Here is a 19605-nt window from a genome sequence, read left to right on the forward strand (position 1 = left end):
TGCAATATAATACCTAAGTATAATAATTAAAATCAGCAAATTAGTTGCATAAGAGAGTATCTGTCGGCACTGTTCTGGCTAATGCTGACAGGGCTTGCCCTGAGCATTGGCAACTTAATGCTGATGGCATTTTTGTGTGATAAAGGCGAGTAAGCGGTGAGTCGTTTTATTCGAAACAGCGTTATTGGATGGAGCCAAGAGGACTCTCTTCCTCAAGGTGGTCAGTATGATAGGCGCGTTGCTGGTGTCTATATTCCCAGCTATGGTGCTGATTTTTATCATCACCACCCCTGACAAACGGTGGCTCTAGGAGAAACACAATGACGATGGATAAAGCAGCAAGCGATGCTCCTCTGGAGTCTTCAGCCAGGGCAGAGCTGGATCTCAACCAGTTTTTACCCTATCAGCTTAACCGTTTAGCTGACCGCATCAGCCAGGCGTTAGAGAAGCTTTATGCCGAGTCTTATGATCTCAACATTGCTCAGTGGCGTGTACTTGCATGGCTTAGCCACTGTGATGATTTAACCGCTAAGAAGGTGTGTGCCTACACCAACATGGATAAGGCGCGCGTGTCTCGGGCTATTCAGTCGCTGGAAGAGCGTGGGCTGATAAGCCGCACGCCATCCCAGCAAGATCAGCGACTGCACGACTTACATCTGACAGAGGTAGGGCAAGCGCTACTTAATAAACTAGTGCCCGAAGCTCAGGCGTGGGAAGCCGATCTAGTGTCTACCCTCAGCGTTGGTGAATATCGTGACTTGCTCAATACCATGCGCAAGCTTGAGCGGCAGTTGGAGAGAATTGGTTAACAGCGCGACACCCTACAGACAAGCCAAGATGGCAGAGGATACCTCTATGTCGATACCCCTATGTCGACACCCCTATGTCGTCAGTGGTGTGTCATTGATATCAAAGAAAATGTGATTTGTGTAACAAAAAGATGGATTCAAAATTATTCCCCGATAGTCATTGATAGTGACTCGGAGAGGCAGCTTTTTTCATATAAATATTTGTAAATTAATAACTATATGGGGGTTGATACTTAAGTATTAGCATCTATTGGTCGATGGGTTGTTGCATGACCCAGGTATCTGTAGGCATTGTGATAAATAACATGATTCACTAGATTTTAAAAAGATAAAAATAAAGTATCATGTTTTGCGCTTCGACTTCGTGACGACCAGAGGAAAGAAAAGTGAATAAAACAACAAACCTGATGATTGGCGCTATCGCCGCCGCAACGCTGAGCACCACCGCCTTGGCGCAAACGACCATCACCGTGAGTACCTGGGCAGGCCCCAATCACGGCATTAACACCATCGTCTGGCCAACCTGGAAAGCGTGGATTGAAGAAGCCACAGAGGGTCGCGTAACAGTAGAAGTGATACATGACATGGGGCCGCCTGCGTCACAAATGGAGATGGTCGCTGATGGTATCGCTGATGCTACCTGGGTTTTTCATGGCTATAACACTGGCCGCTTTCAGTTAACCAAGCTGCCGGAGTTTCCTACCTTTCAAGAATTTTCGTCAGAAAATGCCTCCAGTGCCTATTGGCACACACACCAAGAGTACCTGGCAGCCGCGGGTGAACACCGTGGCGTAGATGTAGTTGCTGCCGGTGTCCACGGGCCTGGCTGGATCTTCAGCAGCGAGCAGTATGAAACCTTAGAAGACCTTAAGGGTAAGCGTATTCGGGTTGGCGGTGGCGTGATGGGAGATCTCTCCAATGCCCTAGAGCTGACCGGTGTCGCCTTGCCGCCCACAGGCGTTTATGAAGCGGGTTCTCAGGGCGTTATCGATGGGGCCATGCTTGTTCCAGAAGGGCTGCGTAGCTTCCGTGTCGCAGAGATTTTCCCCTATACCCTCACGGTAGACGGCGGTTTCTACCGCGGCAGCTTCACTATCGTTGTCAACCCGATGATCTGGGATGAAATGTCGCCCGAAGATCGTGAAGCCGTTGAGTCCGTCTCTGGTGAGCGGCTGTCTCGTCTGTTCGGTTACATGATGGATGTCGTGGATGTCCGGGGCGTCGATTTTGCCGAAGAGCTTGGTCATACCTTTACTGAACTCGGTGATGAAGATCTCAATACGCTGAAAAGCATGAGTGACAGCATGGTCGCTGAGTGGGCTGAGTCTGTTTCAGAAAACCGCAACGTGGATGCGATGGCCGCTATCGAGTTCTATCGTGAGCAGCTTGTCGCTGCAGCGGAAGAAGAGAGCGTCAGTAGCCTAGTGCCAGATGAATTAGTGTCTGGCGAATCAGTACCAGACGACACAAAGTAACCCCCCACTGGCGCTAGATGGAGAGTGACCATGCAAACCCAAATGGCACGTGCTACGCGCGTTAGTCGGGTGCTGCAGCTGATGTTAGAGGGGGTGGCTGGCGCTACCCTCTTTGGCATGATGCTGTTGACCACTGCTGACGTAGGCGGCCGCTACTTTTTTAATTCCCCCATTCTAGGTGCTATTGAATTAACCCAGCTGATGTTGGCGGCATTGGTATTCCTGTCGCTGCCAGTCGTTTGTTGGCGTCAAGAGCATGTCAGCGTTGATCTGCTTGATGCGGTGTTTCCTGCAAAACTTATTTGGCTACGTGAGGTGATCGTCAATCTGATCGTAACAGCGGCTCTTTGGGTGATGGCGCAGCGTGTATGGGCACTGGCAGAGCGGGCTTTTTCATGGGGAGATGTGACGGAATTTTTGCGCATTCCCTATGGCTATCTGATCGGGCTGATCGCCATCATGCTCGCGCTTTCAGCACTACTGACCCTTATCCGAGCCGTTTTTTACCTGCTTGAGGGGCTCAAGGTAATCGAAAAAGGTGGCCCATTGAGTATAGGAGAGCCCCATGACTGAAGCGTTGTACGGTTTCGCAGTATTGTTGATACTCGTATTCCTGCGTGTGCCACTGGCGTTCGCGATGGGAATCGTTGGTTTCGCTGGGTTCTATCTATTAACGGGTAACTGGAATGCTGCCGAAGCAATGGCGGCGCGCCGGGTAGTAGACACCGCAATGGATTATGGCCTGTCGGTGATTCCATTGTTCATTCTAATGGGTAACTTTGTTTCTCATGCAGGCCTATCCGATGCCCTGTTTCGAGCCTCAAATGGTTTTCTAGGTCACCGCAAGGGTGGTCAGGCAATGGCGACCATCGTCGCTTGCGGTGGTTTTAGCGCGATATGCGGGTCGAGCTTAGCAACCTGTGCCACCATGGGCCGAGTCGCCATGCCGCAAATGCGCAAATATGGCTATAAGGACTCGCTGGCTGCCGCTTCCATCGCGGCGGGTGGCACCTTGGGTATCTTAATACCGCCCAGCGTCATGCTGGTGATTTATGGAATTCTGACCGAAACCAGTATCCGCGAGCTTTTTGCCGCTGGCTTTATCCCCGGCATTCTTGGCATCTTTCTTTATATTGGTGCCATCAAGTGGGTGCTTTGGCGTGACCCCTCCGCTGGCCCTGCGGCAGAGAAAGTGCCATGGCCAGAACGGATCAAGGCGCTAAAAAGCGTCGGCAGTACGCTAGCACTGTTTGTACTCGTGATTGGCGGTATTTACCTCGGGGTGTTTACGCCCACTGAGGCGGCCGGTATCGGTGCCATGGGCGCTTTCTTAATCGCGCTAATGCGTCGGGCGCTGACCCCACAAGTGTTAATGAACGTGTTAATGGACACTGTGCGTACCACCGCGATGCTGTTTGCTGTGGTGCTAACGGCGCTGATTTTCGCCAACTTCATCAACCGTGCGGGGCTGCCTGGCGACCTGCTAGCACTGGTTAATGGCCTGAATGTTGCGCCTTTTGTGGTCATTCTGGTGATTATCGCGATCTATGTCGTACTGGGCTGTGTGTTCGAAAGTATGTCGATGCTGTTGCTCACCGTACCGGTATTTTTCCCGGTAGTGGCGGGGTTAGGTTACGACTTGGTGTGGTTTGGCATTCTGGTCGTTATCGTTATCGAGATTAGCCTGATAACACCTCCCGTCGGTATGAACGTGTTCGTATTGCGAGCCGTATTGCCGGACGTATCCACAGGCACGATCTTCCGCGGAGTCACCCCGTTTTGGGTCGCGGGTACCCTACGCGCACTGCTCGTACTTATCTTCCCTGCGATCGTACTTTTCCTACCGCGACTGATGTATTAAAGCGACGTTATTAATACGGTTCTATTAAGCTCCTCGCTAAACAAACGGATGACAGAGCGTACGCCCTGTCATCCGTTTTTGTTGCTTACTTGTTTTTCAGGTTTATCGGCTGAGCCGTTACTGCCGTTTAGCGACCAGCGTTAAAATGTCGTAGCTGGCGACTAGTTCATCATGTTGATTGGTCACTGCCACGTCCCACATCACCACGCCTTGCGGGTGGCCGTCGGGAGATGCCCGGCCCTGGTCAATCTTACGCTTACAGGTGAGGCGGGCGCGGATGGTGTCGCCAACCAGCACCGGCGTAATAAAGCGCAGCGTATCCAGGCCGTAGTTAGCTAATACGGGACCTTCGCCTGGGTAAACGAACAAGCCAGCGGCTGCCGACAGTACAAAGTAGCCGTGGGCAATGCGTTGGCCAAATTGGGTCTCTTTGGCGGCAATGTCGTCGAAGTGCATGTAGAAGTGGTCGCCGGAAAGGCAGCCAAAATTGACGATGTCGGCTTCAGTGACTGTGCGGCGGTGGGTTAACAGCGACTCGCCAACCTGCAGGTCATCGAAATGGCGGCGGAACGGGTGGATATCGTTCTCGATCACCTTCGCGCCACGCACATACTCCCCTGTGACTGCTGCGAGCATGGTCGGAGAGCCCTGGATGGCGGTGCGCTGTAGGTAATGGTGGACAGCACGAATGCCGCCGAGCTCTTCGCCGCCGCCTGCGCGGCCGGGGCCGCCATGCTTGAGCATCGGTAGCGGAGAGCCGTGGCCAGTGGATTCCTTGGCTGCCTGGGCATCCAAAATCTGCAGGCGGCCGTGTTGGGCGGCCAGTACAGGGATCATTTCGGCAGCAATGGCGGGGTCTTTGGTGGTCAGCGTGGTTACTAGGCTGCCCTTGCCCTTGGCGGCGATGGTCAATGCTTCTTCAATGCCGCGATAGGGCATTAGCGTCGCGACGGGACCAAATGCTTCGATGTCGTGGGCGCCGCCGTCGTTCAGTGGCTGGCGGTTGATCAGTAAGTGAGGAGAGATGAACGCGCCGTTTTCCACCTCCTGGCCGACAGGTTTGAAGCTGCCGTCTCTGCCAAAGACGCACTCACTGGTTTCTAACAGCTGTTCGATCGCATGATTCACGTCTCTCAACTGGTCACGGGAAGAGAGTGCGCCCATGCGCACGCCTTCTTGATGAGGATCACCGACTACGATGTTGGCAAGGCGCTCCTTGATTGTGTCTGCCAATGCATCGAGATGCTCGGCGGGCACTAAAATTCGGCGGATTGCGGTGCATTTCTGGCCTGACTTGGCGGTCATCTCTTTAACGACTTCTTTGGCAAAGATCTCGAACTCTGCGTCTTCAGGGCTTACATCTGGCGCCATAATCGCGCTGTTGAGCGAGTCTGCTTCGGCGTTGAACGGAATGCTCTTGGCCATGATATTCGGGTGGCTTTTCAGCATTAGGGCAGTGCTTGCCGAGCCGGTAAAGGTGACAAAGTCCTGCTCATCCAGATGGTCGAGTAGGTCACCGGCTCCACCTATCACCAGTTGCAGCGCACCTTCCGGCAGCAGGCCAGAGTCGTTGATAACGCGCACCGCTGCTTCGGTCAGGTAGCTCGTCGCCGTTGCCGGTTTGAAGATACACGGCATGCCTGCCAGAAAGGCGGGCGCGAACTTCTCCAACATGCCCCAGATAGGGAAGTTGAACGCATTAATATGCACCGAGACGCCGCGGCGGGGAACCAGAATATGGGTGCCGTTGAAGTGGTTCTCTTTGCCTAATTGGGTCACTGGGCCTTCGTGGGCCACATTGCCGGAGGGCAGTTCTTTACGGCCAGTGGAAGCGTAAGTGAATAGGGTGCCAAAACCGCCGTCGATGTCGATCCAGGAGTCGGCCTTGGTGCAGCCGGTATGGTGAGAGATGGCATAGAGCTCGCGCTTACGTTCTTGGATATAGGCGGCCAGCGCCTTAAGAATGGCGGCCCGCTGCTGAAAATCCAGTGCCAGAATGTTTTTCACGCCGGTGTCGCGGGCGTACGCCACCGCTTCGCGGAAATTGATCTCTTCTTGGTGGGTATGCGCAACGGTGGTGCCGTTAATGGCGCTGATAAGGGCTTTGGACTCGGTTTGTCCGAACCACTGGCCTGCGATGTAACTTTGCAAAACTGGCATTGCGTGTTCTCCCGCCCGTCTTTTTGGGAACAGTTGTTGGTATGAGGATAAACAAAGCCGACTTGGTCGCCGGCTTGGAAGTAGGTGGACTAGGAGTTATACCTCGTCAAAATCGAGTACCACCTTGTCGCTGATCGGGTAGCACTGGCAGGACAGCACGTAGCCGGCATCTATTTCGTAATCTTCCAGGGCGTAGTTGGCGTCCATTTCCACCTCACCTTCAATCACTTTTGACTTACAGGTGGAGCACACGCCAGCCTTACATGAGAACGGCAGGTCGGCGCCGTGTTCGTTACCCGCGTCCAGGATATTTTGGGTATTGCGGGGCAGGTTATATTCGATGGTGCGGCCGTCGATAATCACCTTGATATGCGAAGTTTCAGCCTCAAGTTGACCAGCTCTGGCTGCCTGGCGGCGTTTGGCGCCTGCTGTCGGCAGCCCAGTGGTGAACAGCTCAAAGTGCACATTCTCCTTTGGCATTCCATGTTGAGTCAGGACGTCGCGCACGATCTCGGTCATCTCTTGCGGCCCACAGATAAACGCGGCGTCGAGCTTGGGTACGTCTACCCAACGGTCAAACAGGGCGTTGCACTTATCGACGTCGATACGACCGTTGTAAAGGTCGATTTCATGTTGTTCGCGGCTGAACACGTAAATGATGTTGAGTCGTTCGAGGTAACGATCCTTGAGATCCTGGAGACGTTCGCGAAACAGTGTGCCCGTGGTGGAGCGGTTGCCATAAATCACCGTAAAACGGCTTTTTGGCTCGCTTTCCAACGTAGTGGAAACAATCGACATAATGGGTGTGACGCCGCTTCCTGCGGTCACTGCCAGATAGTGCCCTTCACGACTGGGGTCGAGAGGCACGAAGAACTTGCCCTGTGGCGGCATCACTTCCAACTGCTCCCCAGGCTGCAGTTGCTGGTTGGCAAAGGTAGAGAAGCTACCACCTGGCACCAGCTTGACGGCTACTCTTAGCTCGTGTTCGTGGACGCCGGTGCAGATTGAATAAGAGCGGCGGACATCCTCACCTTCGATGTCGCGGCGCAGTGTCAGGTACTGCCCTTGGGTAAAGCGAAAGGCGTCTAGCAGGTCATCGGGAATATCGAAAGCAATGGAAACGGCATCATGGGTTTCCTTGCGAACATCCTTGACGGTCAGGGCGTGAAATCGGCTCATGGGAAATAGTCTCGTCGTTTTACAGACACTTGAAATAATCGAAAGGCTCCAGGCAGTCGCGGCAGCGGTAGAGCGCCTTGCAAGCCGTAGAGCCGAATTCGCTGACGCGTTCGGTTGTGTTGCTGCCACATAACGGGCAGGGCACTACCGGGTCAGACTGGCCCGTCAGGCTGCGCTTGCTGGCGCTCCCTACCGGCGGCGCGATGCCGTAAGCGCGCAATTTTTCGCGCCCGGCGTTGGTCAGCCAATCGGTGGTCCAGGCGGGTGACAGGCGACGCTGAATCAGCGGGTCTGAGTAGCCGGCGGCCACCAGCGCTTCATGAATATGCTGTTCGATAACTTCCGTCGCCGGGCAGCCGGAGTAGGTGGGGGTCACGTTGACCACCAACCGACCGTCCACCCAGTCGATAGCGCGCACAATTCCCAGCTCAACTACGCTGACCACCGGCACTTCTGGGTCTAGCACTTGCTGTAAAACTGCCAGCACAGCGTCGACATCGCCTTGCTTGCCGGCGGGTGGCAGTCCGCGACGGTCGCTGCCAATCAAGTCACTGGAAGGCCAGTCATCAGGCCTGTTATCGATAGGGCCGTCCGACGGTGGGTTACCAGACGGTTGCATCGGGATATGCCCTCGGCAGGTATTGCATTTCCGCCAACAGAAAGCCCAGGTGCTCGGTGTGATGGCCGACTTTGCCGCCGGTATACATCCAAGCGTCGTAGGAAGGCCGCTCAAGCGTGGCTTCCTCAAGCACCTCTTCCACCGTCGCTTTCCAGCGAGCGGCAATGGTTTCAGGGTCAGGCGCGATACCAGCCTCTATCATGGCCTGATCAATCTCATCGACCTGCAATAGCTCGCCGGTGAACTGCCAGAGGTTGTCGAGTGCGCGCTGCATACGGGTGTGGCTTTCTTCGGTGCCATCGCCTAGGCGAATCACCCATTCAGAGGAGCGGCGGAGGTGGTACGTTGCTTCTTTGAGCGATTTGGCAGCCACTTCGGCAATTCGCGGGTCGCTGGACTCGGCCAAGCCATCCAGTAGGTGAACGTGCCAAGCATCGAACAAAAACTGACGTCCCATGATGTCGGCGAAGTCACCGTTGGGCTGCTCGGTGATCAACAGATTACGAAAGTCCTGGGCGTCGCGGCGAAAGGCCAGATGGTCGGCATCGACCTTGTCAGTCACCAGGTCAGCCGCCATCAGTTCAGAAGCATAGTCAAGCCAGTTGCGTGCCTGCCCGAAGAGGTCGAGCCCTACATTCATTAAGGCCAACTCTTCTTCCAACGCAGGCGCCTTGCCGCATAACTGTGCGTGGCGCTGACCCAGTACTAACGCGTTGTCGCCAAGGCGTAGTAGGTAGTCAGTCAGTGGTGCTTGCGTTTTTTGAGCCGCGTTTTTCAGGGCAGTGTTTTTCAGAGCCATGTTCTGCATGACAGCCTCCCTTACATGTGGCCGACTTCTTTCGGCAGTTTGTAGAAGGATGCGTGGCGATAGACCTTGTCATTAGACGGGTCAAACAGCGGTTCTTTCTCATCAGGAGAAGACGCGGTGATTTCGCTGGCCGGAACCACCCAGATGCTCACCCCTTCATTACGCCGGGTGTAAAGCTCACGGGCATTTTCGATTGCCATGCAGCGGTCTGCGGCGTGTACGCTGCCGACGTGTTTGTGGTTAAGGCCGTGCTTGCTGCGGATAAAAACTTCGAAGAGGGGCCAGTCAGCCATGAGAGATGCCTCAGTGGTCAGAGGAGTCTCGCGAGACTCCCTATTGTTCTAAAAAATAGTGTTTTAAAAGTCGGGTCTTAAAAATCAGACGTTGCCAGTTCAGGCGGCTTTGCGTTGACGCTTGGCGGCATAAGCCACGGCGGCTTCGCGCACCCAGGCACCGTTATCAATGGCGCTGCGACGTGCTTCGACACGCTCGCGGTTGCAGGGGCCGTTGCCTTTTACGACGTCGAAGAACTCCTGCCAGTCGATTTCACCGAACTCATAGTGACCGGTCTCTTGGTTATATTTGAGATCCGGGTCTGGAGCGGTGCAGCCCAGCAGCTCTAGCTGCGGTACGGTTTGGTCGAGGAAGCGCTGGCGCAACTCATCGTTGCTGTGGCGCTTGATCTTCCAGGCCATCGATTGGGCGCTGTTGGGTGAGTTCTCGTCGGATGGCCCGAACATCATTAGCGATGGCCACCAGAAGCGGTTGATGGAGTCCTGCACCATGGCTTTCTGGTCGTCAGTGCCCTCTTGCATCATGGTCAGCAGAATTTGATACCCCTGGCGCTGATGGAAGCTCTCTTCCTTGCACACGCGAACCATGGCGCGCGCGTAGGGGCCGTAAGAGGTGCGCTGCAGCGGTACTTGATTGACGATGGCTGCGCCGTCGACCAACCAGCCGATGGTGCCCATGTCAGCCCAGTTGAGCGTTGGGTAGTTGAAGATACTGGAGTACTTGGCGCGCCCATCGTGAAGCTTATCGATCTCTTCGTCGCGGTCGGCACCCAGGGTTTCCATGGCGCTATAGAGGTACAGGCCGTGACCTGCCTCATCCTGGATCTTGGCCATTAGCTGCAGCTTGCGCTTAAGGGTCGGCGCACGTGTCAGCCAGTTACCTTCCGGCAGCATACCGACGATCTCTGAGTGCGCGTGTTGAGAGATCTGACGGATCAACGTCTTACGGTAGGCGTCCGGCATCCAATTCTTGGGTTCTATTTTAATTTCGTCATTGATGCGCTCCTGGAACTGGCGTTCCTCAGGACTCATCTCATCAAGCGTTTTGAGTTTGTTAGAACCGGTTTCAACGAGCTGCGCGTACATAAGACCTCCGCGGCATCGGACTATCAGGGAGTGTGATTTATCTTGTTTGAAGTATAGTGACACGAAATATTTTATCAATAACTATTTTTGTGTGTCACTTTAAGACTTTGTGATTACGTATTAATAAAATATGATTGATTTATAAGGGAAAAATGATTCAATCTAAGTGATTCTTAATGCTCTGTGTTTTTTAATAAAAACTGGTTGTTTGAAAATTAAAAAGCCCTTGCAGGGGTTGCCTGCAAGGGCGTTGGTCTAGTATCTCAATCTATGGCAATACTAGCGTAGATCTTTGACGCGTCTGGCCTTGCCTAGCGAACGCATCACGCTCTCTACCGGGCACACTTCAACCTGGGTGCTGATACCAATATATGTCTTGATGGCATGCTGAAGCTGTTTCGCAGCGTTTTCACAGGCCACGGGGTCGCGGGCGATGTCATGATGATTTGCCTCTACACGAACAAGCACCATGTCCATATTGCCTTGGCGGCTGACTTCGATCTCGTAGTGGGGAGAAAGCGACGCGATCTTGAGCAGTTGCTCCTCGATTTGGGTGGGGAACACATTGACGCCGCGGATGATCAGCATGTCGTCGCTGCGGCCGGTGATTTTGTCGATGCGGCGCATGGGCCGCGCGGTGCCCGGTAGCAGACGAGTCAGGTCGCGGGTGCGGTAACGAATCACCGGTAGGCCCTCTTTGGTCAAGGTGGTGAACACCAGCTCGCCGTATTCGCCGTCTGGCAGCACGTCACCGCTGATCGGGTCGATGATCTCGGGGTAGAAATGATCTTCCCAGATGGTTGGACCATCTTTGGTTTCCAGACACTCCATGCCCACGCCTGGGCCCATTACTTCAGAGAGGCCGTAAATATCGAGGGCGTCGATGCCTAAGCGCTGCTCCAAGGCCGTGCGCATGCTGTCGGTCCAGGGTTCGGCACCGAAAATGCCGGTGCGCAGGGGCAGCGTGCGCGGATCGATGCCTTGGCGCTCCATCTCGTCAGCGATGTTGAGCATATAAGACGGCGTGACCATGATGATGTCCGGCTGGAAATCACGAATTAACTGAACCTGTTTCTCAGTCTGGCCGCCCGACATGGGGATGACCGCGCAGCCCAGCCGCTCGGCACCGTAATGGGCACCCAGCCCGCCGGTAAACAGGCCGTAGCCATAGGCCACATGTACCTTGTCATTACGGCTGCCACCAGCGGCACGGATCGAACGCGCCACCACATCGGACCACACATCAATATCCTTCTGGGTGTAGCCCACCACGGTGGGTTGCCCAGTGGTGCCGCTGGAAGCGTGAATGCGCACAATCTCGCTCATCGGTGTGGCCAACATGCCAAACGGATAGTTGTCGCGCAAATCAGCCTTGGTGGTGAACGGCAGTTTGGCGAGATCCGCCAGCGTCTGGATATCGTCGGGGTGTACCCCAGCCTTGTCGAAAGACTGGCGGTAGAACGGCACATTGTCGTAAGCGTGCTTCAGGCTCCACTTCAGGCGCTTGAGCTGAGTGGCGCGCAGCTCGTCGACGCTGGCGGTTTCCAAAGGGTCGAGGGTCGCAGTGTCGATACGCGTAGCGGGCTGATTCATCAGGAGTCTCCGGTCAAGCAAGTTATTATTGAGTTACGTTTTATAAGCTGTAGTCAGGGGTGAGAGGCTTATAAGCGCTCAATGATCAGAGCAATGCCCTGTCCGACACCGATACACATGGTGCATAGCGCAAAGCGCCCTTGCCGACGTTCGAGTTCATGCAGGGCGGTGGTCACTAATCGAGCGCCGCTCATGCCCAGCGGGTGGCCGAGTGCAATGGCGCCTCCGTTGGGGTTGACGTGTTCGGCATCGTCGCTCAGGCCCAAGTCACGCATGACCGCCAAGGCCTGAGCCGCGAAGGCTTCGTTAAGTTCGATGACGTCCATTTGGTCAAGGGTAAGCCCAGTCTGGGCGAGTACCTTGCGGGTAGCGGGTGAGGGGCCGAACCCCATAATGCGCGGCTCCACGCCAGCGGTGGCCATACCCACTACGCGCGCGCGCGGCGTGAGGCTGAAACGCTCAGCCTGTTCGGCAGATGCCAGCAGTAGCGCGCAGGCGCCATCGTTAACCCCCGAGGCATTTCCCGCTGTCACACTACCGCCTTCGCGGAAGGGCGTGGGCAGCTTGGCAAGCTGCTCGGCGGTCGTAGTGGCGCGCGGGTGCTCATCGGTATCCACGATCAGCGGGTCTTGTTTGCGGCGGGGTATCTCGACGGGCACTATCTCTTCGCGCAGGCGGCCTGCCTCCATCGCGGCGGCGGTGCGCTGCTGGCTGCGCAGAGCAAAGGCATCCTGATCTTGTCGAGAAATGCCAAACTGCTCCGCTACGTTTTCAGCGGTTTCGGGCATGGAATCCACGCCGAATTGAGCTTTTATAGCGCGATTGATGAAGCGCCAGCCGATGGTGGTATCAAAAATATCGGCTTGGCGTGAAAAGGCCTGTTCGGCCTTGCCCATTACGAAGGGCGCCCGCGACATCGACTCTACCCCTCCAGCGATCATCAATCCCGCTTCGCCGGTTTTAATGGTGCGGGCGGCATTGCCGATCGCATCCATGCCTGAGCCGCACAGCCGGTTAATGGTAGTGCCGGGCACCTCGACCGGCAGCCCTGCCAGCAGTGCGGACATGCGCGCCACGTTACGGTTATCTTCCCCAGCCTGATTGGCGCAGCCGTAAAAGATATCGTCAATCAATGACCAGTCGACGCTTGGATTGCGTTCCATCAGGGTGCGCATCGGAATGGCGCCCAGGTCATCGGCACGCATGCTGGAGAGTGCGCCGCCGTAGCGGCCTATCGGGGTGCGAATGGCATCAATGATCAGCGCGTCTTTCATAGGTTATCTCCAGCAGCGGTATTTTCTGCGTCAGTATCTTCCAGGCGGCGTACGCTGCCGCGAATTTTGTAGGAACGCCCGCGGAACAGGGCAATGGTATCGCCGTGCTGATTGCGCAACGTAATGTCGTAAATACCGGTGCGCCCACGGCGGCTGCGCTCTTCGGCGGTGGCGGTGATCTCGTCGCCTAGTTGGCCAGGGCCGAGGTAGTCGATACTGCAGCCAGCGGCGACGGTGGCTTCATCGTAGCTGTTGCAGGCAAACGCAAAGGCGGAATCTGCCAGGGTAAATAGAAATCCGCCATGGCAGTTGCCGTGCCCCTGCACCATGTCTTGACGCACAGTCATGGTCAGTTCGGCGAAGCCGGGAGCCACGCGGGTAATACGCATGCCCAGCCCTTGGCTGGCATGGTCGCGGGAAAACATCGCGTCGGCACAGGCTTCCGCCAGCTGTTGTGGGGTTAGTTGGGTATCACTCATGAAAGCTTTCCTCGCTCAAGGCGTTGCGCCGCAGTAGAAACGAGCTGCGATAGCGCTGTTCACCGTAGCTCTGCTGTAGATGCGTAAGGGTGCGGTGAACGAAGGGTAGGCCCAGTGAGTCTGCCCAGGCCAAGGGGCCGCGTGGGTAGTTGACGCCAGCCTGCATGGCCAGGTCGCCATCCTTGGCACTGCAGACACCCTGGAGTACGGCGTCGGCGGCTTCATTGGCGAGCATAGCCACGCTGCGCAGCACCACCAGCCCTGGGGTGTCGGTTAGCCAAGCCACGTCTATTCCCAGGCGTTGGAAGAACGCCGTTGCCAGTTGGCGAGCTTCGGGTGATGTGGTGTGGCTGGCAGTAAGTGCGATGGCGCTGGCGCTGCGGTAGTCCAGGCACAGGTCGAACAGTACCAGGGCGTCGAGTCCTTCATTGACCGCGCGCTCGGCGGCGCACCGACCGTCGCTAAGGGCCAACGCCAAATCGCCCAGATATAAGCGAGGCGTGCCGTCTGGTAGCAGTGATTCACGACGAACCACCTCAAGCCCAGCTTCCTGAGCGCGTTCCAGCAGCGGAGCGATCACACCAGGGTCGCCCTGCACGACAAGTGCTGGTAGTTTCGCATTTGCTGTTGCTGCAAATTTAGGCTGTGGCTTCGCAGGGTGTTCGCCCGCGTAGTCAAAAAAGCCTTGGCCCGATTTGCGCCCCAGGCGTCCGGCCTCCACCAGCGCTTGCTGTACTAAGGAAGGCTCGAAACGGGTGTCGCCGTAGTAGGCATCGAACACCGAGCGGGTCACCGCGTAGTTAACGTCATGACCGATTAGGTCCATCAGCTCGAAAGGCCCCATACGGAACCCGCCCGCCTGACGCAGCAGCGCATCGATGGTAGCGGCGTCGCTGGCACCTTCCTGCAGCAGACGTAGCCCTTCGGCATAGAACGGCCGTGCCACGCGGTTAACGATAAACCCTGGAGTAGAGCTGGCGTGCACCGCGACCTTGCCCCAGGCAACGGCAGTGGCGTACAGGGTTTCAGCAACCTCGCTGGTGGTCGCCAGGCCAGACACCACTTCCACCAGCTTCATGATGGGAGCGGGATTGAAGAAGTGCATTCCCGCCATGCGCTCTGGGTGTTCAAGGTTCGCGGCAATGGAGGTAATCGACAGTGACGAAGTGTTGCTGGCGAGCAGGGTATCCGCTGAGCATAACGCTTCCAATTGGGCGAATACCTGACGCTTGATTTCAAGATTTTCGACGATAGCTTCGATAACCAAACGGCTGTCGGCCAAGGCATCGATAGCATCGGCAGGTTGCAGGCGAGCAATAATGTTATCCACATCCCCTTGGATCATCTTGCCCTTGGCAACACGCTTTTCCAGCTGACGACGAATGTTATCAATGCCCGCTTTGGCGGCACCCGGTTGATTGTCATGCAAGACCACCGAGTGGCCAGCTTGAGCGGCAACCTGAGCGATACCGGCACCCATGGCGCCTGCGCCGATCACGCCAATAACGGCGGACGTGGGGAGGGCTGACATCTCACTCTCCCTTGAAGGTGGGGCGACGTTTCTCGATAAAGGCGCTGACGCCTTCGCGGTAATCTTCCGTGCGTCCGGCTAGGCGCTGCAGATCACGTTCCAGGTCGAGCTGTTCGTTGAAGCTGTTATCGCTGCTGGCGTGCAGGGCGCGCTTGATCAGTGCCAAGCCGCGCGTCGGTTGAGTGGCCAAATGGCGAGCCATGTTCATGGCTTCTTCCTGTAGCGCCTCATCATCGACGCAGCGCCAGATCATGCCCCACTGCTCGGCGGTCTCGGCGGGAAGCTTGTCACCCAGCATTGCTAGGCCTCTGGCGCGCGCCATGCCGACCAAGTTAGGCAGTGTCCAGGTGCCGCCGGAGTCTGGAATCAAGCCGATCTTACAGAAGGCCTGAATAAAGCTTGCCGAACGCGCGGCCAATACGATGTCGCAGGCCAGGGCGATGTTGGCGCCGGCACCTGCGGCCACGCCGTTCACTGCACAAATAGTCGGGAACGGCATGTCTTTAAGGGCGCGCAGCATAGGGTTGTAGCGCTTCTCAAGCGACTCACCGAGGTCGGGAGCTTGCTCGCCGGGTGCGACGCTGCGGTCGGAAAGATCCTGACCGGCACAAAAGCCTCGGCCGTTGCCGGTCAGTAACAAAGCGCGAACGCTTGCGTCCTGACGCACGGCTTTTAGCGCCTTACGCATCTCGGCATGCATGTCAGTATTGAAGCTGTTCAGGCTGTCGGGGCGGTTCAGCGTGATACGGGCGACGCCGTCTTCCACGCTGTAAAGCAGGGGCGCTTGGCTCATGGGGAGTATCCTTGTGTCAGTGCCCTTGAAAAGTGGCAGGTCGTTTTTCTTGGAAGGCGCGAATGCCCTCTTCGCGGTCAGCGGTGCCCGCTAGCAAGGTGAACGCATGGCGTTCAAAGCGCAGTCCGGTGGCTAGGTCGGTATCCATCGCCTTGTGTAACGATTCCCGCGCCAAGCGCACTGCCAGCGGTGCCTTGGAAGCAATGCGTGTTGCAATTGCCATGGCGCGTTCTAGGGTTAATTCGGGCTGGGTAATTTCGCTAATCAGGCCAGCTTCGAGGGCACGGCGAGCGGAAATTGGCTCGCCAGTCAGCACCATCTGGGTGGCCAGTGATTTGCCCACCGCCCTTAGCAAACGTTGTGTGCCGCCAGCGCCGGGCATGATGCCCAGGTTGATTTCTGGCTGGCCGAACAGAGCGTTTTCACCGGCGATGATGATGTCGGCATGCATAGCCAGCTCGCAGCCACCGCCCAAGGCATAGCCATTGACGGCGGCAATGATCGGTTTGCGAAAACGCGTAATGGTGGCCCAGTGGTGCTGGCGAGGATCTTCCAGCATGCCCACCAAGTCACGTTCAGCCATCTCGTTAATATCCGCACCGGCGGCAAATGCTTTTGCATTGCCGGTAATCACCACGGCGCGAACGTTGTCGTTACTATCCGCGTTGCTCAAGGTGTCGGCGAGCTCGCCGAGAAGCTGCGTATTTAGCGCATTCAGTGCTTCTGGGCGATTCAGCGTGATGCATAAAACGCCCTCAAGGAGTGGGGGTATTTTGAGCGTAGTGGGCATTGTTACCTCAGTTCGGCCTGTGGCGCACAGGATGAATATCTGTCGAGTATAGGTTTATTTTGATACACATCAATATTGTTTGATTGTTTTTAGTGTGTCGCTTATTGGTGTTTTTGATAATTTATGTTTTGTTAACAATGGCTTGTATGTATTTATAGCGAGTGAGTGATAGTTGTTAGACCATGGTATGAAAGGTGGGAAATTGGCCCGAAAAGTGATCTTTAGCCCGTATATATCGAGTTTATTGATCGTGGTGGGCTAATTCTTAAGCAAGCGGCGCCAGGGAAAGCGTTTGATGTTTTGTTACGGGAAAGATAGTCTTCTTTGCTATAGCGTATCAAAAAAATAAGTGAGTGCAGGAGCGCCCCCATGACGCAATCAGCGCAGCAGATGTTTGACCTTCACCGTGACATTCTTGACCAGGCTGTCGACGCCATTTCTAAGCGTAATTTCTGGACGCCCTATCCAGAAAGCATGCGGAAATACCCTGAAGACGCTGTTAATGCGGCACCATCGAAATTTGAGTCACTGCTCAACCAACCATTTGCGCTGAATAGTGTTGGCAGCACCCAGCAGGTGGGTGGCGAAGTCTCACCCTATGGGTTTGAACTTGGCATTACTTATGACCAGCCAAACCCTGACGAGCTGATAGCGGCCATGCAAGTGGCAATGCGTGACTGGCGGGATGCCGGGGCTGAGGCGCGTGTGGGGGTATGTCTGGAAATCCTGTCACGGCTAAATACCATGAGCCCAGAGATCGCCCAGGCGGTGATGCATACCAGCGGCCAGGGGCCGTTGATGGCGTTTCAGGCGGGTGGGCCGCATGCCCAGGATCGCGGCCTTGAAGCTGTGGCCTATGCCTGGCAGGCCATGGCGCAGGTTCCTGCTACCGCACAGTGGGTTAAGCCCCAGGGCAAGCATGATCCCATTGTCATGGATAAGCGTTTTCACATCGTGCCACGCGGCATCTCGTTGGTGGTGGCCTGTTCTACTTTTCCCACCTGGAACACTTATCCCGGCTTGTTTGCCAGTCTGGCGACAGGCAACCCGGTCATTCTTAAACCGCATCCTGGCGCTATTCTGCCAGTGGCAATGACCGCACGGGTTGTTCAACAGGTACTGGAGGAAGCGGGCTTTGACCCTTGTCTGGTTAGCCTGATACCCGACACTGTCGATGCACCGCTGACGAAAACGCTGGCGCTTGATCCTGCGGTCAAGCTGATCGATTTCACCGGCTCCAATGCCTTTGGCGATTGGCTGATAGATAACGCCACTCAGGCTCAGGTGTTCGCTGAAAAAGCCGGTGTCAACACGGTCATTATCGACAGCGTGGAAAATCTCAAAGCGGTCACAGCGAACCTGGCTTTCTCGCTGAGCCTCTATTCCGGCCAGATGTGTACGACCCCTCAGGCCATTTATGTACCCAAAAACGGTATTGAAACAGCAGATGGCCCGTTAAGTTTTGACGATGTGGCGGCAGCGCTAGCCAAAGCTGTCCAAGAGTTTCTGAGCGACAACGACCGCGCCTGCACGGTGCTGGGTGCCCTCCAGTCGCGGGAGACGCAAGCACGCATTGAGGCGTGCCGAGACTTGGGCGAAATAGCGTTGGATAGCGAGTCGCGAGCGCACGCTAAGTTCCCTGACGCCCGCATTCACACGCCGCTTATCCTCAAGGTAGATGCAGCACAGAAGGCTACCTATAGCGAGGAACGCTTCGGCCCCATCAGCTTTGTTATCGCAACTGAGAACACCGCGCATAGCATTGAACTGGCGCGTCAGGTGATCCGGGAAAAAGGCGCGATAACCCTCGGTGGCTATACGACAGATGAGACCGTGGCCAACCAGTTAGAAGAGCTGGCGATGGAGGTGGCGACGCCGCTCTCGTTGAACCTGGATGGGGGGATATTCGTCAACCAGTCGGCTGCTTTCAGTGACTTTCACGCCACAGGCGGTAATCCGGCGGCCAATGCCTCGCTATGTAATCAAGCCTTTGTCGCCAACCGCTTTGTGGTGGTGCAAAGCCGTCGCCACGGCCAATCGAACTAACGGAGAACGTGATGCCTTACTATCGACTTGAAGGGGTGACGCCAGTGGTGCACCCAACCGCTTATGTCCACCCGACCGCAGTGCTCATCGGGGATGTGATTGTTGGCCCCAATTGTTACGTTGGCCCCGGCGCGGTGATGCGTGGTGACTTCGGCCGTCTGGTGCTGGAAGAAGGGTCGAACCTGCAGGATACCTGCGTCATGCACGGTTTTCCGGGCTGCGTCACTAAGGTCGAAAAGGATGGCCATATCGGCCACGGCGCGGTTTTGCATGGCTGCGTGATTGGGCGTGATGCCATGGTTGGTATGAACGCTGTAGTGATGGACGGTGCCCACATAGCGGAGCGCTCTATTGTTGCGGCGGCCGCGTTCGTCAAAGCGGGGTTTGAATGCGAGCCACAGTCATTGGTGATGGGGGCACCTGCCAAAGTTAAGCGGGCGCTGAGCGATGAAGAATTTGCTTGGAAGCAGCAGGGTACTCAAGAGTACCAGCGTTTAGTGACCCGTTGCCGTGACAGCTTGGAACCTTGTGAACCGCTGACAGAGCTCGATGCTGACCGCCCAACCTTACTGACCGGTGATACACAGCCTAAGCAGCAGAGCATAGCGTAGCAAGGCGATAATTATGGTATGGCTCGCTACCACCGCGTCCCCCCTGGCGAGCCATCCCCCACCCAACCACAGGTTGATAGCCTCAAGCGGTCTTTGTAGTCGCCCCATAATCCCATTCCTTCCTGAGCGCCAAGTCTCAAACCTGAGTCGTCCGAAAACCTCGGCTGCCGTCACGGTAAACGATGATCAAATTTGAAG

18 protein-coding genes are annotated in these 19605 nt (G+C 55.9%); 6 read left to right on the top strand and 12 right to left on the bottom strand.

Going from position 1 to position 19605, the window contains the following annotated elements:
• Positions 1-320 precede the first annotated feature (320 nt).
• The 4 genes from CEK60_RS19720 to CEK60_RS19735 all read left to right on the top strand — a co-directional run bounded on the left by CEK60_RS19720 (position 321) and on the right by CEK60_RS19735 (position 4145).
• A complete protein-coding gene (locus tag CEK60_RS19720) occupies positions 321-809 on the top strand; it encodes a MarR family winged helix-turn-helix transcriptional regulator (RefSeq protein WP_089040452.1) in 489 nt (162 codons plus the stop codon).
• Between the two features lie 386 nt (positions 810-1195).
• The gene (locus CEK60_RS19725; RefSeq protein ID WP_089040453.1) at positions 1196-2284 is read left to right on the top strand and encodes a TRAP transporter substrate-binding protein; all 1089 of its coding nucleotides are present in this window, start codon (positions 1196-1198) and stop codon (positions 2282-2284) included.
• Between the two features lie 30 nt (positions 2285-2314).
• Positions 2315-2857, top strand: a complete 543-nt coding sequence (locus CEK60_RS19730) for a TRAP transporter small permease (protein WP_089040454.1) — start codon at positions 2315-2317, stop codon at positions 2855-2857.
• Positions 2850-4145 (top strand): TRAP transporter large permease, encoded by a 1296-nt coding sequence (locus tag CEK60_RS19735; RefSeq protein ID WP_089040455.1) that lies wholly within the window; start codon positions 2850-2852, stop codon positions 4143-4145. The genes CEK60_RS19730 and CEK60_RS19735 overlap by 8 nt, the downstream gene beginning before the upstream one ends.
• A gap of 117 nt (positions 4146-4262) precedes the next feature.
• On the opposite strand, the gene paaZ is transcribed toward CEK60_RS19735, so the two are convergent.
• The 12 genes from paaZ to paaF form a co-directional block, all read right to left on the bottom strand.
• Positions 4263-6305 carry a phenylacetic acid degradation bifunctional protein PaaZ gene (gene paaZ, locus CEK60_RS19740; RefSeq protein WP_089040456.1) on the bottom strand — a complete coding sequence of 681 codons (2043 nt, stop codon included), beginning with the start codon at positions 6303-6305 and terminating at the stop codon, positions 4263-4265.
• Positions 6306-6401: 96 nt separating this feature from the next.
• Positions 6402-7484 carry a 1,2-phenylacetyl-CoA epoxidase subunit PaaE gene (paaE, locus tag CEK60_RS19745; protein WP_089040457.1) on the bottom strand — a complete coding sequence of 361 codons (1083 nt, stop codon included), beginning with the start codon at positions 7482-7484 and terminating at the stop codon, positions 6402-6404.
• Between the two features lie 19 nt (positions 7485-7503).
• The gene (gene paaD / locus CEK60_RS19750) at positions 7504-8103 is read right to left on the bottom strand and encodes a 1,2-phenylacetyl-CoA epoxidase subunit PaaD (protein ID WP_232471412.1); all 600 of its coding nucleotides are present in this window, start codon (positions 8101-8103) and stop codon (positions 7504-7506) included.
• Positions 8087-8911, bottom strand: coding sequence for a 1,2-phenylacetyl-CoA epoxidase subunit PaaC (paaC, locus tag CEK60_RS19755; protein ID WP_198361395.1), 825 nt, complete (start codon positions 8909-8911; stop codon positions 8087-8089). Before paaC ends, paaD begins: the two co-directional genes overlap by 17 nt.
• A gap of 11 nt (positions 8912-8922) precedes the next feature.
• A complete protein-coding gene (gene paaB / locus CEK60_RS19760; RefSeq protein ID WP_009101609.1) occupies positions 8923-9204 on the bottom strand; it encodes a 1,2-phenylacetyl-CoA epoxidase subunit PaaB in 282 nt (93 codons plus the stop codon).
• Between the two features lie 99 nt (positions 9205-9303).
• The gene (paaA, locus tag CEK60_RS19765; protein ID WP_089040458.1) at positions 9304-10290 is read right to left on the bottom strand and encodes a 1,2-phenylacetyl-CoA epoxidase subunit PaaA; all 987 of its coding nucleotides are present in this window, start codon (positions 10288-10290) and stop codon (positions 9304-9306) included.
• Between the two features lie 279 nt (positions 10291-10569).
• The gene (paaK, locus tag CEK60_RS19770; RefSeq protein ID WP_089040459.1) at positions 10570-11883 is read right to left on the bottom strand and encodes a phenylacetate--CoA ligase PaaK; all 1314 of its coding nucleotides are present in this window, start codon (positions 11881-11883) and stop codon (positions 10570-10572) included.
• A gap of 68 nt (positions 11884-11951) precedes the next feature.
• Positions 11952-13157, bottom strand: coding sequence for a 3-oxoadipyl-CoA thiolase (gene pcaF / locus CEK60_RS19775; RefSeq protein WP_089040460.1), 1206 nt, complete (start codon positions 13155-13157; stop codon positions 11952-11954).
• Positions 13154-13636 (bottom strand): hydroxyphenylacetyl-CoA thioesterase PaaI, encoded by a 483-nt coding sequence (paaI, locus tag CEK60_RS19780; RefSeq protein ID WP_089040461.1) that lies wholly within the window; start codon positions 13634-13636, stop codon positions 13154-13156. Before paaI ends, pcaF begins: the two co-directional genes overlap by 4 nt.
• Entirely contained in the window at positions 13629-15167 is a 1539-nt protein-coding gene (paaH, locus tag CEK60_RS19785; protein ID WP_089040462.1) for a 3-hydroxyacyl-CoA dehydrogenase PaaH, read from the bottom strand. The genes paaI and paaH overlap by 8 nt, the downstream gene beginning before the upstream one ends.
• A 1-nt stretch (position 15168) precedes the next feature.
• A complete protein-coding gene (paaG, locus tag CEK60_RS19790) occupies positions 15169-15960 on the bottom strand; it encodes a 2-(1,2-epoxy-1,2-dihydrophenyl)acetyl-CoA isomerase PaaG (RefSeq protein ID WP_089040463.1) in 792 nt (263 codons plus the stop codon).
• Positions 15961-15976: 16 nt separating this feature from the next.
• Complete coding sequence (paaF, locus tag CEK60_RS19795) at positions 15977-16750, bottom strand: 2,3-dehydroadipyl-CoA hydratase PaaF (RefSeq protein WP_089040464.1); 774 nt, start codon at positions 16748-16750, stop codon at positions 15977-15979.
• Positions 16751-17119: 369 nt separating this feature from the next.
• On the opposite strand from paaF, the gene paaN reads away from it, so the two are divergent.
• Together paaN and paaY are read left to right on the top strand one after the other, a co-directional pair.
• Positions 17120-18796, top strand: a complete 1677-nt coding sequence (gene paaN, locus CEK60_RS19800; protein WP_089040465.1) for a phenylacetic acid degradation protein PaaN — start codon at positions 17120-17122, stop codon at positions 18794-18796.
• An 11-nt stretch (positions 18797-18807) separates the two neighbouring features.
• A complete protein-coding gene (gene paaY / locus CEK60_RS19805) occupies positions 18808-19407 on the top strand; it encodes a phenylacetic acid degradation protein PaaY (RefSeq protein ID WP_089040466.1) in 600 nt (199 codons plus the stop codon).
• Positions 19408-19605 lie beyond the last annotated feature (198 nt).

The organism is Halomonas sp. N3-2A (assembly GCF_002216165.1).
Classification (GTDB): Bacteria; Pseudomonadota; Gammaproteobacteria; order Pseudomonadales; family Halomonadaceae; genus Vreelandella.

Excerpts from the sequence above, each read along its gene's own strand:
- CEK60_RS19720 (WP_089040452.1), top strand. The coding sequence starts at position 321 with ATGACGATGGATAAAGCAGCAAGCGATGCTCCTCTGGAGTCTTCAGCC.
- CEK60_RS19730 (WP_089040454.1), top strand. The coding sequence starts at position 2,315 with ATGCAAACCCAAATGGCACGTGCTACGCGCGTTAGTCGGGTGCTGCAG.
- CEK60_RS19735 (WP_089040455.1), top strand. The coding sequence starts at position 2,850 with ATGACTGAAGCGTTGTACGGTTTCGCAGTATTGTTGATACTCGTATTC.
- paaZ (WP_089040456.1), bottom strand. The coding sequence starts at position 6,305 with ATGCCAGTTTTGCAAAGTTACATCGCAGGCCAGTGGTTCGGACAAACC.
- paaE (WP_089040457.1), bottom strand. The coding sequence starts at position 7,484 with ATGAGCCGATTTCACGCCCTGACCGTCAAGGATGTTCGCAAGGAAACC.
- paaD (WP_232471412.1), bottom strand. The coding sequence starts at position 8,103 with ATGCAACCGTCTGGTAACCCACCGTCGGACGGCCCTATCGATAACAGG.
- paaC (WP_198361395.1), bottom strand. The coding sequence starts at position 8,911 with ATGCAGAACATGGCTCTGAAAAACACTGCCCTGAAAAACGCGGCTCAA.
- paaB (WP_009101609.1), bottom strand. The coding sequence starts at position 9,204 with ATGGCTGACTGGCCCCTCTTCGAAGTTTTTATCCGCAGCAAGCACGGC.
- paaA (WP_089040458.1), bottom strand. The coding sequence starts at position 10,290 with ATGTACGCGCAGCTCGTTGAAACCGGTTCTAACAAACTCAAAACGCTT.
- paaK (WP_089040459.1), bottom strand. The coding sequence starts at position 11,883 with ATGAATCAGCCCGCTACGCGTATCGACACTGCGACCCTCGACCCTTTG.
- pcaF (WP_089040460.1), bottom strand. The coding sequence starts at position 13,157 with ATGAAAGACGCGCTGATCATTGATGCCATTCGCACCCCGATAGGCCGC.
- paaI (WP_089040461.1), bottom strand. The coding sequence starts at position 13,636 with ATGAGTGATACCCAACTAACCCCACAACAGCTGGCGGAAGCCTGTGCC.
- paaH (WP_089040462.1), bottom strand. The coding sequence starts at position 15,167 with ATGTCAGCCCTCCCCACGTCCGCCGTTATTGGCGTGATCGGCGCAGGC.
- paaG (WP_089040463.1), bottom strand. The coding sequence starts at position 15,960 with ATGAGCCAAGCGCCCCTGCTTTACAGCGTGGAAGACGGCGTCGCCCGT.
- paaF (WP_089040464.1), bottom strand. The coding sequence starts at position 16,750 with ATGCCCACTACGCTCAAAATACCCCCACTCCTTGAGGGCGTTTTATGC.
- paaN (WP_089040465.1), top strand. The coding sequence starts at position 17,120 with ATGACGCAATCAGCGCAGCAGATGTTTGACCTTCACCGTGACATTCTT.
- paaY (WP_089040466.1), top strand. The coding sequence starts at position 18,808 with ATGCCTTACTATCGACTTGAAGGGGTGACGCCAGTGGTGCACCCAACC.